Here is a 17,436-nt window from a genome sequence, read left to right as displayed (position 1 = left end):
TTCTATTTCGGGATAAGGTTCGTCACCCCAACCGCCGCCGCACGCGCCAGCCCTATATCAAGCGACATGGGGATGTATTCGCCGCGCCGCCACAGCTGCGCCTGATCGTCGTAATAGCGCGACAGGAAATGGCCCGATTGGCCTGTGGCGGTGATGAAGACCGAGCTGTCGGGGTCGGCGAAATCATAGACGCCGCGATAACCTGCGCCGTGCACGTTCTGGAACGGGTCCGGCCCTTCACCCGAGGTGCGCCCGCGCAGCAGGGTGTTGTCGCCGCCGCTGGTGGACTGGCGGATGTTGACGAAGAAGCGCAGCATCGGAACCTCGCCCAAAACCGGGTGGTCATGGGTGGCCTGATGCGCATCACCCCAGCGCAGGGATTGCAGCGCCGTGCCGTAGCGTTCGGATATCCAGATGATCGCATCATCCAGCGCCAGCCGCGCCATGTCGGTACAGGTCTCGACCGGGGCGCTCTGACGAACATCGCACCAGACGGCAGCCCCGTCGATATCGCGATACACGCGCTCGATGAACAGCGGCTCAACATGCTTGTACTCAGCCGCCAGCGGGCCAAGCTCGTCCGAGATCAGGCGGATTTGCAGCGCCCGCAACCAAGCGGCGTAGATCAGCGGCTCGGGCAGATGCTCGTTCATCTCACCGTTCCAGTTGGCCAGCAGGTCCAAAGCGATCTGACGCTGACGTTCGGGCGTACCTTCGGGCGCGGATTCGCCGGTGAACCACAGGTCAGCCCCGATCAGCGGCAGCAGCGAGCGGGCGGTGAAGCTGACGGTGTCCAGCTGTGCCTCGATAAAGCTGTCGCGCGTGTGCACCTCGCGCGATTGCATCAGACGTTCCCAGCGATTGACGCGTTGCGTGTCGCCCCACTCATACGAGACATGGCGCGGGAATGGGCGGTCGATAATCTTGTTGTTGGTGTTGCCCAGTACACCGCCCACCGGGGCCACAAATTCCGGGTTGTCGGCATAGGGCAGACGACCCTGCCAGCGGTTGCGGTCCAGCCAGCCGGGCGTGGGAATGCGGCCCCGGCTTTGGTTGTTCAGATCGCGCCGCGGCATCGCGCCGATCAGCTTCAGGCCGATCGTGTCCTTATCGACCAGCGAAAGGTTCTGGGAAGGTGCTATGAAATCCTCGGCCAGATCGATGGCTTCGCGCACCGTGTCGGCATTCATCAGGGCCAGAGAGGCGCTCATCGAGGTATCGCGGGGGCTCAGCGCGCTCCATGAAAGGGATGCGACATGACCCGGCGGCGTAATGGTTTCCAGATCGTAATGCGTACCCGGCAGAACGGGGCCGTTTTCCGTCCAGCGCAGGGTCAGGGTGATGGGCGCGGCATCCTTGATCTCGATGATCGAGGGGCGGGTCTGAAAGCGTTTGTAACCGTCGGGTGTCAGGTATTCCTCGGGGTTGTCGGGGTTCAACTGTTCAATATGTACGTCCTGATCGTCCAGATAGGACGAGGTCAGGCCCCATCCAAGGCGATCGCTGCGCCCGGCCGAGATCGCGGGAACACCCGGAATAGTTGCGCCGATCACGCCCCCTTTGGCCAGTTCCAGCCGCGCCAGATACCAGATGCCGGGCGCCGTGAAGCCCAGGTGAGGGTCATTGGCCAGCAGGGTGCCACCGCTGGCGGATCGCGACGGTGCGGCGGTCCAGGCGTTGGACGCGCCCGCAAGACCACGCTGCGGGAAGGGCGACAATGGCGTCTCTGGCATCGGTGTGCCTTGGGCATAGCGGGGCAGGTTGGGAAACAGCGCGGCATATTCTGGCAGCGCGGCGATGCCGGGGCCGGGGACGTCGGGCAGAATATCCGCAAGCCGCGCCGGGTCTTCCAGCATCAAGGACGTCCGCGCGCGCAGAACCTCGTCTTCGAGATGACCGGACAATTGCAGGCTCATCAGCTTGATGATGGCCACGCTGTCGCCCGGCTGCCATGGCGGTACGGGCGCGTTGAACAGAAACATTTCAGGCGCGCCGCGCCCCAGTGCCTGTTCGTTGATTTCGGTCAGCCGGGCGTTGATTCCGGCTGCATAGGCGCGCAAGGCGGTTTTTGTGTAATCGTCCTGAACCTCGACCGAGCGGTGGGCAAGGCCGTACAGATCCAGCCGCCGCAGCAGTTTGTCGATATGCACGGTGCGCTGGCCGAATATCTCGGACAGGCGACCTTGCGCGGTGCGCCGCAGGACGGTCATCTGCCACAACCTGTCTTGCGCGTGAGCATAGCCGAGGCCGAAGAACACATCCGGATCGGACTGGCCCAGAACATGAGGTACGTTTGCCGTGTCGCGCACGATCTCGACCGGCGCGTTTATGCCATCGACCGACAGGGTTTGGTTGTAGTCCGGCAGGGACTGGCTGGCCAGGAAGTAGATCAGCCCGACGGCGGCCACCGCAAGCAGGATCAGGCCTGTCGTAAGCCTCAGCAACCAGCGAAAAACCAGCCCCATCTGTCCCCCAAGATATCCGAGTGTTTGTTTGCCGTTAAGTTACTGGAAGCCCCAGCGGACGGAAAGAGGTATGGCACCGGAATTTGTGGAAATTCAGCAAAATACCAAGCCCCGCCACTAGATGTAGCGGGGCCGTTCGAGGGGGGAGGGTGGTCTCGTCGCGCTTAGGGGATGATGCGCGTGTATTTGGTGCCTTCGACCGTTGCCCCGAATTTCAAGCCAGCCTGCCCGAAGACGGCTGCCAGTACCGGTTTGCGCAGCTGGGTGGTGTCGGTGGACAGGGATTCTCCGGTCGCGTCGACCACATAGCCGATATCGGCTCCGGCGGTCCAACCGTTAGAGCGACGGAAATCGTTCAGCGCATCGTCGGTCATGAAGAACAGCACATGCGCATATTGCTGCGCGCCGATCTGCAGACCCGCGCTGCCCGAGATGGCCGAGTAATAGTCGACCGTCGCGCCCTGAATGCGCAGCGCGCCCTGACCATAAGCACCGCCAAAGATGAACCCGGCCTCGGTGATCAGCGGCATGACCAGCATGCCGTTGGCCTTGTCAGCGATCTCACGTGTGTTGGGATATTTGTTGTACATCTCGGTCAGCGTCGCATCGACGCGCGCGTCGATGGTGGCCGCGTTCGAGTTGCCGACACCGTTGCCGCAGGCGGCAGTCAGGGTCAGTCCGGCCATGCCAAAGGCAAAGCCACGACGGCTTAGTCGGGGGGAGTTGGAACTGCTCATGTTTTTCTGTCTCTGTGTATGTGCCTGATATGTCGGGTGTTCCCGATCTTATGTGCAAGTTTACGCCGATTGCGCCCGCCTGTCACGGGAAAGCTGCGCTGCCATCGCAGCAGATCGGCGAAAAATTGCGACAAACTCAGGCTTTAGCCCTGCAGGATGCGCGCGGCCTCGGGCGCGAAGTAGGTCAGGATGCCGTCACAGCCCGCGCGTTTGAAGGCCAGCAGGCTTTCCAGCATGACCTTTTCGCCATCAATCCAGCCGTTTTGCGCAGCCGCCTGGATCATCGCGTACTCGCCCGAGACCTGATAGGCATAGGTCGGCGCGCCAAAGCTGTCTTTCACCCGGCGGCAGATATCCAAATAGGGCATCCCCGGCTTGATCATGACCATATCCGCGCCCTCGGTTAGATCACGCTCGATCAGGCGCAGGGCCTCGTTCGAATTGGCAGGGTCCATCTGATAGGTCTTCTTGTCCCCGGTCAGCGCGCCCGACGCGCCCACCGCATCGCGGAACGGGCCATAGAAGGCGCTGGCATATTTTGCGGCATAGCTCAGGATCATCACGTTCTGATGCCCCGCCGCCTCAAGTGCGTTGCGCATCGCGCCGATACGGCCATCCATCATGTCCGAAGGGCCGATGATGTCCGCCCCGGCCTCTGCCTGCGCCAGAGTCATCTTCACCAGCGCTTCGACCGTCTGGTCGTTCACAATCTCGCCATTCACAACGTATCCGTCATGGCCGTTGATATTATAGGGGTCCAGCGCCACGTCAGTCATCACCGCGATATCCGGCGCTGCCGCCTTGATCGCACGGATGGCGCGGTTTGAAAGGTTGTCGGGGTTCCACGCCTCGGCGCAATCCTCGGTCTTCAGGCTGGGATCGGTATAGGGGAAGATACAGATCGCCGGGATGCCAAGGGCTTGCGCCTCGACCGCCGCCTTCGCGATCAGATCGACCGAGCGGCGCACGACGCCAGGCATCGACGGCACGGGTTCTTCAATCCCCTCACCATCGCGCACAAAGACCGGCCAGATGAAATCATCCACCGTCAGAGTGTTTTCGCGCACCAGCCCCCGGATGGCCGGTGATTGACGGGCTCTGCGAAAGCGGGTCAGGGGATAGGGGGCGATGGTCGGTTTCATGGCGCGCTCTCCTTGAACAATTGCGCATTGGGTGGCATGAATTGCACGTGGTCTCAAGGGTAACAATGGACGCGTCAGTGTGATGAGGGTCCCTGCGGACGGTGAATAAAGGGCTGACGCTTGGACATATACTCTTCGATTTTCGAACTCATCGACATGCGCAGCTTCTCGAATCTGTGGTATTGGATCGGGCTGGCGGTGTTGTGGTCCTCGGCCAGCCATTGGGTCATGGGGGTGCCTTACGATCTGGTGGTACGCGCGCGCCGCGTTGGGGGCCAGACCGAGCGCGACCTGCTGGACATTGTGCGGATCAATGGAAACCGGCTGCTGCATATCGTCGATGTGTCCGGGCTGGTCATTCTGGCGTTGTGCTGTTTCGTCTTTACCGGGCTGGCATTGCTTGGTTTTTTGTATGGCGTCGAGTTTGCGCAGGCCGTGTTCCTGCTGTTGTTTCCGCTGTGTTTCGTCATGCTGGTGAATATCGCGACGGCCCGGCGGCTGCGTCGGCAGGAACCGACGCTGGCTGTGGTGTCGAAGGCGCTGAACAGATGTCGGGTTTATACCCAGATCATCGGGATGATTTCGATCTTGATCACCTCCCTGTGGGGGATGTACCAGAACTTCTCGATCGGCCTCTTGGGCTGGTAAGCTCGGAAAGGCAATGCGATGACGGCTCCGAACCACGTAACTGTTGGCGGTGCCCCCGAGGGGTTCGACGCGCAGCTTGTTCTGAACGAGATCGCGCGCTCGGGCGGCCCGGTGTGCCATGTCGCGCGGGACGACAAACGGATGGAGGCGATGCGCGCCGCGCTGGCCTTCTTTGCCCCCGACATGCCGGTCTTCGTGTTTCCCGGCTGGGATTGTCTGCCCTACGACCGGGTGTCGCCCAATGCCGATATCTCGGCGGCGCGGGTGGCGACACTGGCGGCGCTGGTGCATCAGATGCCCGATCGGTTCGTTCTGCTGACCACGCTGAACGCCGCGACCCAACGTGTGCCCGCGCGCGAGGTGCTGCGCGAGGCGGCGTTTACCGCGCGCGTGGATCATCGCATCGACGAAGAGGCGCTGCGTAACTTCCTCGTCCGTATGGGGTTTATCCAAAGCCCAACGGTGATGGAGCCCGGCGATTACGCGATCCGCGGCGGCATCATCGACATCTTCCCTCCGGGCGATTCCGGCCCCGTGCGTCTGGACCTGTTCGGAGACGTTCTGGACGGTGTCCGCCGCTTTGACCCGGTGTCACAGCGCACCACCGAAAAGCTTGATGTCGTGGAGTTGGCCCCGGTGTCCGAGGTCATTCTGGACGAAGCTGCGATCACCCGGTTCCGACAGAACTATCGCATCGAATTTGGCGCTGCAGGCACGGACGATCCCCTGTACGAGGCGGTCAGCGCAGGCCGCAAACATCAGGGCATTGAACATTGGCTGCCGTTTTTCCACGAAAAGTTGGAAACCCTGTTCGATTATCTGCCCGATGCGACGATCACCGTGGACGATCGGGTGACACCCGCGCGGTTGGCGCGGTGGGATACGATTGCCGATCAGTATGAGACGCGAAAGCTCGCGCTCGAAAACCGCTCGCGTATGGATACGGTCTATAAGCCGACCCCGCCGGGCTTGCTGTATATGGACGATGCAGCGTGGGAGCAGGCGGTGGGTGACCGTCGCGTGCTGCAGTTCAGCCCTTTGCCGCAGGCCAGCGGCCCGGGTGTGATCGACGCGGGTGGGCGGATCGGACGCAACTTTGCGCCCGAACGTCAGCAGGAAAGCATCAGCCTGTTCGGTGCCTTGGCGGCGCATATCACTGACAAGATGGCGAAAGGCCCCGTGCTGATCGCGTCCTATTCCGAAGGCGCGCGGGAACGCCTGACCGGCCTGATCGAGGACGAAGGTCTGGCCGAGGCGATCCCTGCCAACGATGGCACCCGCGTCGGTAAACGGGGGCTGCATCTGGCTGTCTGGGCGTTGGAGCACGGCTTCGAAACGCCCGATCTGACGGTGATCTCAGAACAGGACGTGTTGGGCGACCGCCTGATCCGCCAGCCCAAGAAACGCCGCAAGGCCGAGAACTTCCTGACCGAGACCCAATCGCTGTCTCCGGGTGATCTGGTGGTGCATGTGGATCATGGGATCGGGCGGTATCAGGGGATGGAGGTCGTGACCGCCGCCGGGGCCGCGCATGAATGCCTGCTGCTGGAATATGCCGAACAGGCCAAGCTGTATCTGCCGGTCGAAAACATCGAACTGCTGTCCAAATACGGTCATGACGAAGGCCTGCTGGACCGTCTGGGCGGTGGCGCATGGCAGGCCAAGAAGGCCAAGCTGAAAGAGCGCATCCGCGAGATGGCGGACAAGTTGATCCGCATCGCCGCCGAACGCGCATTGCGGAAAGCCCCGGTCATGGACCCACCTCCACACGCGTGGGAAGAGTTCAGCGCGCGCTTCCCCTATCAGGAAACCGACGACCAGTTGCGGGCCATCTCGGAAGTCATGGAGGACATGCATTCCGGCGCGCCGATGGATCGTCTGATTTGCGGCGATGTGGGCTTTGGCAAGACCGAAGTCGCCATGCGCGCCGCCTTTGTCGCCGCCATGTCCGGTGTGCAAGTGGCGGTGATTGCACCGACCACGCTGCTGGCGCGCCAACATGCGGCCTCGTTCAAGGACCGGTTCCGGGGCTTTCCGCTGGAAGTGCGGCAATTGTCGCGCTTTGTCTCGGCGAAAGAGGCGCAGCAAACCCGTGACGGGCTGGCGCGCGGGACCGTGGACATCGTGATCGGAACCCATGCGCTGCTGGCCAAGGGGATCCGGTTTCAAAACCTTGGACTGCTGATCATCGACGAGGAACAGCACTTTGGCGTGGGTCACAAAGAACGGCTGAAACAGCTTCGCTCGGACGTGCACGTCCTGACGCTGACCGCAACGCCGATCCCGCGTACGCTGCAACTGTCGCTGACCGGAGTGCGTGACCTGTCGATCATCGGCACGCCGCCCATCGACCGTTTGGCGATCCGCACCTATGTCAGCGAGTTCGACGCGGTGACAATCCGCGAGGCGCTGCTGCGCGAGCATTATCGGGGCGGGCAGAGTTTCTATGTGGTCCCGCGCATCTCGGACCTGCCCGAGATTGAGGAATTTCTGAAAGAGCAGCTGCCGGAACTGACCTATGTGGTCGCGCATGGACAAATGGCGGCGGGTGAGCTCGACGACCGGATGAACGCCTTTTACGACGGCAAGTATGACGTTCTGCTGGCCACAACGATTGTGGAAAGCGGGCTGGATATCCCGACCGCGAATACGATGGTGGTGCATCGGGCGGATATGTTCGGTCTTGCTCAGTTGTATCAAATCCGGGGCCGGGTGGGGCGGTCCAAGACCCGCGCCTATGCCTATCTGACCACCAAGCCCCGTGCGCGGCTGACCGCGACCGCCGAGAAGCGCCTGCGCGTTCTGGGCTCGCTGGACACGCTGGGGGCCGGGTTCACGCTGGCGTCTCAGGACCTCGATATTCGCGGCGCGGGGAACCTGCTGGGTGAGGAGCAGTCGGGCCAGATGCGCGATGTGGGCTATGAACTTTACCAGTCGATGCTGGAAGAGGCGATTGCCAAGATCAAGGCCGGCGAAATGGAAGGACTGTCGGATGCCGATGACCAATGGGCGCCGCAGATCAATCTGGGCGTCCCGGTTCTGATCCCCGAGGACTACGTGCCTGATCTGGATGTGCGGTTGGGGCTCTATCGCCGCCTGTCGTCTCTCTCGACCAAGGTCGAGCTGGAAGGGTTCGCCGCCGAGCTGATCGACCGTTTCGGCACGCTGCCGAAAGAGGTCAACACGCTGATGCTGGTCGTGCGCATCAAGGCGATGTGCAAACGGGCAGGTATCGCGAAGCTGGACGGAGGGCCGAAAGGCGCGACGATCCAGTTCCATAATGACAAATTCGCCTCGCCCCAGGGATTGGTCGAGTTCATCCAGAACCAGCGCGGGCTGGCCAAGGTCAAGGACAACAAGATCGTAGTCCGGCGCGACTGGAAGAAGGACAGCGACAAGATCAAAGGGGCCTTTGCCATCGCGCGCGATCTGGCGGAAAAGGTCGTGGCCGAGAAGAAAAAAGCGAAAACCTAGTCGCCAGTCACAAAGGTACAGAGCTGCCAGTCGCCCGCGTCGGATTTCACCAGCGCGGCACGGTAGCCGACCATGGACGCAAGAAAATTGCTGTGCATATAGCCCGAGGTTCCATCCGTCAGCCGGACACTCTGATAGGTCTCATCCGGTTGGTAGTCTGGCACGATCACGACCTCATGGCTGATCAGGCCCAGAATCGCGCCCCCGATCGACGGGCTTTGGCGCAGGGTGACATCTTCGTGGGTCACGAAATAGGCCGTAAACGGATCCAGCGACGCAGGCAGGGTGATGCGCCAGTGACTCGGCATCCAGAACTCTCCCAGATCGTCGAAGTACCCGGGCTGGGACAGGGTGTTCTGCAAATCCGTCCAAAAGGCGTTTCGTAGTTCGTCTGCCTCGTCGCGAAACTCTTCGGCGAGTGTCTCGGGCGGGACTGTCAGATTGATGCGAAACTCGTCCCGACCGCCAGCGCTGCCGTGGCTGAGATAGATGTCGTCGCAGGCGGCAGCAACAACGGCGTCTGTATCGCGGGCCGCGATCTTGGCCCGCAGGTCTTCGCGGAACGCGACCAGAGAGGGATCGCGATCTGCTTCGTCGGCAGGCGCAAAGGTCTGACGCTGAGCAAAGGCCGGGTCGGCAATCAGCAGGCTTGCGATCAGAAGTGGTATCCTCATTCAGCGGCCCTCATCGCGGCTTGTGCGCAGAAACAGGAGGCGCCAACAGCACGGTCGGCACGGGCTAAGGCGAGATCAAGCCGCTGTTTGATTTGCAGGATTTCTACCGTTTCCCCGCGTGCTTTCAGGCAATCATGCAGACCCTTGAGGCTCCAGACGTTGTCCGGGTGGATCGACGCCCGGCTGAGCGTGCCGCCAAGCCCCAGATCCTCGCGATAGACCTGTTCGGCCTCGTCCGTGTGGCCCTGTTCAAACAATAGCGCCCCGAGCGCGTGGCGCGTGGGCTGCATCCAGCCCCATGGTTCGTCGTAGGGCAGGGTGTCGTCCAACTCGACCGAGCGGCGCAGATGGGCATAGGCGATCTCATAGTTGCCTTTGCGGTACTCGATTTCACCGCGCAGCATTTCGGCGGCGATCTCCAACAGGTCGATGACGCGGTTGTTGTGCAAACGGCGGGTTTCGGGAACGCAGGTCTTGGCGGCGAGGAAGAGTTGTTCTTCGGCCTCGGCCTGTGCCACGTCGCCGGTGGCCGCGTGCGCGATGGCGCGGGCGTAATGTGTGGTCGCGGTCAGCGTTCGGTATAGGTCGGGGTCTTCGGGCAGCTCCAGCGCCTTGGCCTCGTCCCAGCGACCAAAGCGTATCAGGATATGCGGACCCATGGACATATAGCTTTCGAAATAATCCGCCATGGGCGGGCTTTCGATCCGCAGCATATCTTCGGGCGTGGTATCCCAAAGCCCCTGATTGGCGCGCAGGGCCGGTTCCATCTGGCCAAGGAACAAGGCCCCGTAGATGGTGAAGTGGTAATTGTGCTGGCGATAGCCGGTGTAAATGTTGAACGCGCCCTCACGCTCGTAATATTTCAGATCGGCGACCGAGGCCTGCGCGTTCCAGTGAACCACGTTCTGATAGTGGCCGCAGAGCACGTCGATATGGGTAGGCATATGCACCAGATGCCCCGCATCGGGCACCAAAGTGCGTAGGATATCCCCGGCTTTCAGCGCTTTTTCCGGGGTGGGCGACATCTCCATCAGATGGACATAGAGATGCAGCAGGCCGGGATGTGACATGGCGGCCGGGTCGTCGGCCATCGCCGTTTCCAGCGCCTCTTGCGCCTCAAGCGTGGCTGCGCCTTCAGCGGGTTGGCCGGTTTTCAGGTCCCACATTTGCCACGGGGTCAGATTCAGCAGCGCTTCCACGTAGATCGTGCGCAGGTCCAGATCACCCGATTGCTTGGCGAAGGCGTCGCGCATGGCGTCGGCATAGTCGTAATCCCAGCGGTGCATATCCTCGGTCGGGTCCCGCTGCGGGTAGCGCGCGGGCAGGGCGCGGATTAGCGCCTGTTCGACCGGCGTGCATCCGTCCAGCAATGCCATCGCACGTTGCGTCGCGTCATAAGCGGTCGCCAGCGCCTTGGTCTGGCCTTGCTCGTCGCGCAAATCCCAGGGCAGGTTATAGTTCGGTCCCGCCGCATAGGCGACGCCCCAATGGGCCATGGCGCAGTCGGGGTCGTGCTCGGCAGCTTTCTGGAAACAGGCCACGGCCTCGTCATGGTTATAGCCGTAGGTCCAGACCAGCCCGCGATTGAACCAAAGCTGCGCCTCGGGCGATGCCGTGGTGACAGCACAGGAATATGTGCCCAGATCGTAATAGTCGCTCATGAAGCCCCCTCCCCAAGAATTGAGGGGAAGGTTAGCGCGATTCAGGCGATCTGCACAGATCAGGCGGGCAGTCTGTTTTCGATCCGGCCCATATGCAGCATCAGACCGAAGCCCACGATGCACATGATCAATATTGCGGTCGTCAGCGGAGTGATCGAGCCGTCGAACAGCAGACCCACAGGCGCTGCAATAGCTGCCGCCAGAACCGTGGCAATCGACCCGATCACCGAGGCTGCCATGCCCGCGATATGGCCCATCGGCTCCATCGCGATGGCGTTCAGGTTGCCCATGGTGATGCCCGCCATGAAGAAGACGGTCGTTTGCCAGGCAACGAACAGCGCGAACGAGGCGTCAGGCGACAGCGGGGTCATGTTCAGGATGATGACGCAGCTTGTGATGAGGATTTGCCCACCCAAGGCCCATGTCACCATGCGGCGCATACCCACGCGAACCACCAGCGCCGCGTTCAGCAGGCTGGCCGAACCCGAAATCAGCGCAATGAATCCGAACCAGAACGGAAAGCTTTCGGCCCGGTCGTGGACCACGTCGAAAATGGGTTGCACCATCGTCAGCATGGTGAACAGCAGCCCCATGCAAAGGGTTTGCACAAGGATCGACAGGCGCACGGTTGGATGAGTGATCATCTCTTGCACCGCGGCGATCATCAGCGGCAACCGGAAGGGGCGACGGTTCTCGGGGGCCAGGGATTCGGGCAGCCGGATGGACATCCAAAGCACGATGATCGACGCAAACAGGATGAACGACACGAAGATGCCACGCCAACCAACCAGAGCAATAACGCCCGCACCCAGCAGCGGCGCAATCGCCGGGACCAGCGTAAAGATCATCATGGCGATTGAGATGATGCGCGCCATCTCGCGTCCCGCAAACAGGTCCCGAATGATTGCCATCGCGACGACGCGCGGACCGGCGGCACCCAGCCCCTGCGCCACGCGCGCGGCCAGCACCAGCTCCAGCGAGGAACTGGCCCATGCGACGGCAGAGGCTAGAATATACAAGGCCACACCACCATAGATCACCGGCTTGCGTCCCACCGCGTCCGAGATCGGTCCGGTGAAAAACGTACCGATCCCCATGCCCAGCACGAAGGATGTCAGGATCAGCTGCGCCTTGTTGAGGTCAGTCGGGCTCAGCTCGGCCCCGATCTCGGGCAGGGCGGGCAGCATGGAATCGATCGAAAAGGCAATCGTGGCGAACATCATTGCGACCAGCGCAATGAACTCGCCCCGTGACATGCGGTTGGTCATGGGAAGCTCCTTCCCGGCAGCGCTATCACGGGGCCGGGTGTCGGACTAGATCAGAAATGCACAGAGGTCTGTGCTATTCTGCAGGGGAAGCCTCAAGTTGAGACATGATGTCCGCGATCACTTTTCCCCATAATTCAGGGGGCTGCGCGCCGGGAACAGCGTGTTGATTGGCGACGATGAAAGTGGGGACTGAGCTCACGCCCATCTGGCGCGAATGGGTATCGCGGGTGCGGATATCTTCGCGGTCGGCGTCGGATTTCAGCAGTTTCGCCACCACGGCGGCGTCCATACCGGCACTGTCGGCGATGTCGGCCAGAACCTCATGGTCGCCGATATCGCGCGCCTCGACGAAATAGGCGTTGAACAGCGCGTCGACCACGGCGTTCTGCTTGCCCTCGATCCCGGCCCAATGGATCAGGCGGTGGGCATCCAGCGTGTTGGGGGTGCGCTTCATCCCCTCGAAATCGATCTTCAGGCCTGCGTTTTCGGCATGCTCCACCACAGGCGCATAGGCGCGGACGGCACCGTCTTTGCCGCCGAATTTGCGCTCAAGGTATTCGCGCCGATCCATGCCTGCGTCGGGCATATCGGGGTTCAGCTGAAACGGGTGCCATTCGATCACGAACGGATGGTCGGGGACCTCGGCCAGCGCCTTGTCCAGATGGGTCTTGCCGATATAGCACCACGGGCAGATCGGATCGGACATGATGTCAAGCTTAACGGTCTGTGTCATTCGGACGTCGCCTTGAAATAGGCCGGCAGGGCGCGGCGCAGGAGTTTGCCGTTGCCTCCGGTGGGCAGGGCGGAGAGATAAACAAAGGCGCGCGGTTGCTTGTAGCGCGCCAGCTTGGTCTCGACATAGGTCCGCAGGTCCGCTTCGTCCAGCTTTTCCGGGCCGGTATAGAAGGCGGCGATCACGAATGTGTCCTCTTTGACCTCGACCGCAGCGGCACCCACCTGCGTGATGCCGGGATGGTGCGAGAGGGCGGATTCGACCTCGACCGGGGACACGCGATAGCCGCCTGCATTCATCATGTCATCGTCACGACCCAGATAGGTGATCTGGCCGTCAGCCGCCATCGCCCCCTGATCGCCGGTCAGGAACCAGTTGCCCTGCATTCGGGCCTTGGCCTCGTCTGGCGCGTTCAGATAGGTCAGCATCAGACCGGGGTCGTCGTGATGGATGGCGATGGTGCCTTCTTGCCCTTGTGGGACCGGGCCGTTGGGCCCAACGATCGCGATCCGACGCCCGGTTTGAGGCTGGCCTAACGCGTCACCACGCGCCGGATGGGTTGGGCTGGAAGAAATGAAGGTCGAGCATTCGGACATGCCATAGGCTTCGAACAGTTCGGTGCCGGTGGTTTGCACCCACAGTTCATGCAGATGGCGCGAGAGCTTCTCGCCCGCGCTGAGGCCATGGCGCAGGTTAGGCAGGCTGAGGCGTTCAGGGTTTTGCAACATCCGACGATAGACGCCGGGCGCGGCGGCAAAGATCGTGGCGTGATGCTGGTTCAGCAGCCCGGGCAGGGCGGCGATATCGGTGCCGGGTTCAGCGATCAGCGCCGTAGCACCCATGGTCCACGGGTCCATCAACCCGGTCCCCAGCGTATAGGTCCAGTTGAACGCGCCCGCATGGCACAACCGATCCGTTGGCGTCAGGCCGTACCAGCCGTCGACCATCATCTGTCGCGCCCAGATCGCCCGGTGCGCATGGGCCACGGCGCGGGGCTTGCCTGACGTGCCCGAGGTATAGACCACATAGGCCAGCCGGTCGGGGTCTCCCATGTCAAAACGGGCCGGGGGCAGGTGGCGCATCTCGGTCAGATCGAACAGGGTGATTTGACGGGGGTGCGGGGCGCAGGACACGTCCGGGTCGCGCAGGATAGCCGCCGGGTTGAGATCGCGCAGGATGCCCGCCGTCTCAGCCTCAGTCAGTTGCGAGGATGTGGGCACTGGCACCAGTCCCACGGCGATGGCTCCGAGATAGGCAATCGGGAAATCGACCGTATTGCCCAGCCGCATCAGCACGATGTCACCGGGCGTCAGACCTGCCTGCAGCAACCCGGTTCCGGTGCCAAGGATTGCTGCCTGTAGCTGGGCATAGGTCCAATCCTGCGCAGATTCCACACCAAGAACCGACAGCGCCGTCTTATCCGCACAATCATTGGCATGGCGCAGAACATGCGCGGCCAGATTGAACGGGCTGGGGCAGGGCGCAAAGGGCCCCTGATCAAAGATCGACAACATGGTCAAAGGGCTACCGCCGGGCGCGGCGCGTTGCAAGCCGGGCGGGCTGGCCCTATAGAAAGAGCCATGAGCACGAATGACCACAAATCCATCGTCCGCATCGCCCGTGACAATGGCAGCAACACCGAACTTGAGCCTGTTGATTTGGGTGCCCGCGTGCGCGAATTGCGCAAAGCGCGCAGCTGGACGTTGGAGCAGGCGGCCACGCAGGCGGGGCTGGCGCGTTCAACGCTCAGCAAGATTGAAAACGGACAGATGTCGCCGACCTATGACGCGCTGAAAAAGCTGGCGACGGGGTTGGAGATTTCCGTGCCGCAGCTGTTCACACCGCCGCAGCGCGATCAGGTGATCGGTCGCATGGCCGTGACGAAGATGGGTGAAGGGGCCGCGCATGCGACTACCACCTATGAGCATGAACTTTTGGCCGAAACGCTGACCAAAAAGCAGATGCTGCCCTATCGCGCCCGCGTGCGTGCGCGGTCGATGGAGGAATTCGACGGCTGGGTTCGCCATGATGGCGAGGAATTCCTCTATGTCCTGACCGGCGTTGTGCGCTTGTTCACCGAATTCTACGAACCTGTCGAGATGCGCCGGGGCGACAGCGCCTATTACGACGGCAGCATGGGCCACAACGTGATTTCAGTCAGCGATGAGGACGCAACAATCCTGTGGGTGACGTCACTTACCTAGGGCTTGGGTGGCTTCGCGGTTCAGCGCTTCTGTGAACAGGAAATCCTCAAGCTCTTCGCGGGCTTCGTTGACCGTAAGGTGATGACGCTCGGCCAGGTAGGCCTCGAACTGTTTGCGATCTTCACCAACACGCGCCATATCCCGGTCGCGCAGGTTCGGAAACCTGCGTTTCGCGCGTGCATAAGACGCGCCCCAATCTTGCGTCAGATCAGCCCAGTTTAGCATCTGCGAGCCTTCCTTTGTTCGTGTTTCAGGACTGCTCTCCCCCAAGCCAGCGTACGGAGGTGGATCGGATGCTGCGGACATGACAAAATGTCGCAGGTCATTGTGAGGCCCATCGGGCACGAAAAAACCCGCTGCGGCTAAACCGCAACGGGCAGACGGACCTGCAGTTAAGTGAGTGGCGGCCGGTCCGTTATTCCTCTGGCTTGAACAGCCAGTTCAGTAAAAGATGCCCGATAAATACAGCTATTATCTGCATTAAGATAAACATCGGGATATGAGCAGGGTATATCCCGGCGAACGTATCCGTAAAGCCTCTTGCGATGGTAACTGCCGGATTCGCAAAACTTGTGGACGACGTGTACCAGTAGGCGCCGGTGATATAGAGACCCACAAGGGCTGGTACCGTGTCCGGTTTGTGCCGAATTCCGCCGAAAATCACGAATAACAGGCCCAGTGTGGCGATGATTTCTGAAAACCACTGGTGCGACCCGGTGCGGTGCAGGGTTTCCGAGGTCTGAAGAATCGGCAGGTCGAACATATAGTGGCTGGCCCAAACACCTGCGATCCCGCCTGTGATCTGCACCAGCATGTACGGTGCCACGGCGCGCCACGGGTGTTCCCCACGCAGGGCAAAGGCCAGCGTCACCGCCGGGTTGAAATGCGCGCCCGAAACGGGGCCAAGCGTAGTGATGATCGCATAGAGCATACAGCCCGTCGCAATCGCATTGGCCAGCAGCGCCAGCGCGATGTTATCGCCTGCCAACGTCTGCGCCATGATGCCTGAACCGACGACGCCGATCAGCAGGAACGCGGTGCCGAGAAACTCGGCGAAATACTGGCGTGCGGTCATGTGATGTCTCCGATACGTCTGAGCTGAGCGGTCAGTGCGCCGCTGTCCATGGTCTCGATGGGCAGAGCCAGCAGCGCTTCGGCGCGGCGGCCCAGAATGTCGTAGGCGGTGCGAAAGGCGGCGTCCCACTCGGGTTCGGCTGCGGCTGCGGGATCTTCGACGCCCCAATGGGCGCGGACCGGCGCGCCGGGCCAGATGGGACAGGTTTCCTCGGCCGCTGATCCGCAGACGGTGATCACCATGTCCATCTGTGGCGCGTCATCTGCCGCGAATTCGTCCCAGCTTTTCGAACGAGCGTCGCGGACATCATGGCCTTCGCTGCCCAGCAGGGTCAGGGATTGCGGGTGCACCTTGCCGGTCGGGTTCGATCCGGCGGAATAGGCGCGCACCCGTCCGTCACCGGTATGGTTGAAGATCGATTCCAGCAGAATCGACCGGGCAGAATTGCCCGTGCACAGAACCAGTATGTTCATGAAAGCTGTCCTTGGGTTGGTCGCGGGTCACTCGGCCATGCGGCCAATGTCGTCGACGTGATGTTGGAGTGAGATACGGTCGAGCGTCTCGAACGGCAGACTCGCGAAGGCGGTGATGCGGTTGCGCAGCAGGCCATAAGCTTGCTGAAACGCCAGTTGCTTCTGCGCCTCGGTGCCCTCGGCCTTGACCGGGTCGGGCAGGCCCCAATGGGCGCTCATCGGCTGGCCGGGCCATGCGGGGCAGGCCTCATTTGCGGCGTGGTCGCAGACGGTGAAGACGAAATCCATCTTGGGCGCGCCGTCGGCGGCGAACTCATCTACGGATTTCGAGCGCAGATCAGAGATGTCGTAGCCTTTCTGCTGCAACAACTCCAACACGGTCGGATTCGGTCCATCCGAGGGCGCGGTTCCCGCCGAGAAGGCGCGGATCATGCCGTTGCCTGCGTTGTTCAGAATGGCCTCGGCCATGATCGAACGGGCCGAGTTGCCGGTGCAGATGAAGAGGGCATTCATAACGCGGTCTGGATTGGCCATGAGAGGGTCCTCGGACGGTTGTAGGCACAGATCGGGGCGGTTCTGACAGCACTCTCCGAGCAGGCCATCGAACAACCCCCGGACGGCGGGCAGGTTGGCCGTATACTGCAGCGACGTGCCTGCGCGGGTCTGTTCGATCAGACCCGCAGCCTTAAGCGCGTTGAGATATGTTGAGGTTGTATTTGGCTTCAGTGCCAGCGCCTCGGCAATCTGTCCCGCTGGGACGGAATCCGGATAGCGGCGCATGAGCAGCCGAAACAGGTCCAGCCGTTTGGGATGCGCCAATGCGCCCAGTCTGTCATGAATCGCTATTTCCATATTTCATGAAATATGGAAATAGGCGGCGCA

General features: G+C 61.7%; 15 protein-coding genes. 3 read left to right on the top strand and 12 right to left on the bottom strand.

Annotated elements, in window-relative coordinates:
- Positions 1 to 2: 2 nt before the first annotated feature.
- From ACR3EN_RS15725 to hemB, 3 genes are all read right to left on the bottom strand, one after another.
- The gene (locus ACR3EN_RS15725; RefSeq protein ID WP_480819879.1) at positions 3 to 2,465 is read right to left on the bottom strand and encodes a penicillin acylase family protein; all 2,463 of its coding nucleotides are present in this window, start codon (positions 2,463 to 2,465) and stop codon (positions 3 to 5) included.
- A gap of 164 nt (positions 2,466 to 2,629) precedes the next feature.
- Positions 2,630 to 3,202, bottom strand: coding sequence for a lipid-binding SYLF domain-containing protein (locus ACR3EN_RS15720; protein ID WP_480819881.1), 573 nt, complete (start codon positions 3,200 to 3,202; stop codon positions 2,630 to 2,632).
- Positions 3,203 to 3,345: 143 nt separating this feature from the next.
- Positions 3,346 to 4,344 carry a porphobilinogen synthase gene (gene hemB / locus ACR3EN_RS15715; protein ID WP_480819883.1) on the bottom strand — a complete coding sequence of 333 codons (999 nt, stop codon included), beginning with the start codon at positions 4,342 to 4,344 and terminating at the stop codon, positions 3,346 to 3,348.
- Positions 4,345 to 4,464: 120 nt separating this feature from the next.
- Between hemB and ACR3EN_RS15710 the strand changes: the two genes are divergently transcribed.
- Complete coding sequence (locus ACR3EN_RS15710) at positions 4,465 to 4,992, top strand: component of SufBCD complex (RefSeq protein ID WP_480819885.1); 528 nt, start codon at positions 4,465 to 4,467, stop codon at positions 4,990 to 4,992.
- Between the two features lie 18 nt (positions 4,993 to 5,010).
- Positions 5,011 to 8,466: a transcription-repair coupling factor gene (gene mfd, locus ACR3EN_RS15705; RefSeq protein ID WP_480819887.1), complete on the top strand. Its 3,456-nt coding sequence runs from the start codon at positions 5,011 to 5,013 to the stop codon at positions 8,464 to 8,466.
- On the opposite strand, the gene ACR3EN_RS15700 is transcribed toward mfd, so the two are convergent.
- From ACR3EN_RS15700 to ACR3EN_RS15680, 5 genes are all read right to left on the bottom strand, one after another.
- Positions 8,463 to 9,140: an SH3 domain-containing protein gene (locus ACR3EN_RS15700; RefSeq protein ID WP_480819889.1), complete on the bottom strand. Its 678-nt coding sequence runs from the start codon at positions 9,138 to 9,140 to the stop codon at positions 8,463 to 8,465. The genes mfd and ACR3EN_RS15700 overlap by 4 nt on opposite strands.
- Positions 9,137 to 10,801 carry a tetratricopeptide repeat protein gene (locus tag ACR3EN_RS15695; protein ID WP_480819891.1) on the bottom strand — a complete coding sequence of 555 codons (1,665 nt, stop codon included), beginning with the start codon at positions 10,799 to 10,801 and terminating at the stop codon, positions 9,137 to 9,139. The genes ACR3EN_RS15700 and ACR3EN_RS15695 overlap by 4 nt, the downstream gene beginning before the upstream one ends.
- 59 nt (positions 10,802 to 10,860) lie before the next feature.
- Positions 10,861 to 12,069 carry a multidrug effflux MFS transporter gene (locus ACR3EN_RS15690; protein WP_480819893.1) on the bottom strand — a complete coding sequence of 403 codons (1,209 nt, stop codon included), beginning with the start codon at positions 12,067 to 12,069 and terminating at the stop codon, positions 10,861 to 10,863.
- A 73-nt stretch (positions 12,070 to 12,142) separates the two neighbouring features.
- On the bottom strand, positions 12,143 to 12,802 hold the full coding sequence (locus ACR3EN_RS15685; RefSeq protein ID WP_480529689.1) for a DsbA family oxidoreductase: 660 nt from the start codon (positions 12,800 to 12,802) through the stop codon (positions 12,143 to 12,145).
- A complete protein-coding gene (locus ACR3EN_RS15680) occupies positions 12,799 to 14,316 on the bottom strand; it encodes a class I adenylate-forming enzyme family protein (protein ID WP_480820084.1) in 1,518 nt (505 codons plus the stop codon). The genes ACR3EN_RS15685 and ACR3EN_RS15680 overlap by 4 nt, the downstream gene beginning before the upstream one ends.
- A gap of 66 nt (positions 14,317 to 14,382) precedes the next feature.
- Here ACR3EN_RS15680 and ACR3EN_RS15675 point away from each other — a divergent pair, with 66 nt between their 5' ends.
- Positions 14,383 to 15,006, top strand: a complete 624-nt coding sequence (locus ACR3EN_RS15675) for a helix-turn-helix domain-containing protein (protein ID WP_480819895.1) — start codon at positions 14,383 to 14,385, stop codon at positions 15,004 to 15,006.
- Here ACR3EN_RS15675 and ACR3EN_RS15670 read toward each other — a convergent pair.
- From ACR3EN_RS15670 to ACR3EN_RS15655, 4 genes are all read right to left on the bottom strand, one after another.
- Positions 14,995 to 15,231 carry a hypothetical protein gene (locus ACR3EN_RS15670; RefSeq protein WP_480819897.1) on the bottom strand — a complete coding sequence of 79 codons (237 nt, stop codon included), beginning with the start codon at positions 15,229 to 15,231 and terminating at the stop codon, positions 14,995 to 14,997. The genes ACR3EN_RS15675 and ACR3EN_RS15670 overlap by 12 nt on opposite strands.
- A gap of 190 nt (positions 15,232 to 15,421) precedes the next feature.
- Entirely contained in the window at positions 15,422 to 16,081 is a 660-nt protein-coding gene (locus ACR3EN_RS15665) for an aquaporin (RefSeq protein WP_480819899.1), read from the bottom strand.
- Positions 16,078 to 16,554, bottom strand: coding sequence for an arsenate reductase ArsC (locus ACR3EN_RS15660; RefSeq protein ID WP_480870138.1), 477 nt, complete (start codon positions 16,552 to 16,554; stop codon positions 16,078 to 16,080). The genes ACR3EN_RS15665 and ACR3EN_RS15660 overlap by 4 nt, the downstream gene beginning before the upstream one ends.
- Positions 16,555 to 16,581: 27 nt before the next feature.
- A complete protein-coding gene (locus ACR3EN_RS15655) occupies positions 16,582 to 17,406 on the bottom strand; it encodes an arsenate reductase/protein-tyrosine-phosphatase family protein (RefSeq protein WP_480870135.1) in 825 nt (274 codons plus the stop codon).
- Between the last annotated feature and the right edge of the window lie 30 nt (positions 17,407 to 17,436).

It is taken from the genome of Ruegeria sp. G7, assembly GCF_056535465.1.
This window is presented reverse-complemented; position numbering and strand designations above follow the sequence as displayed.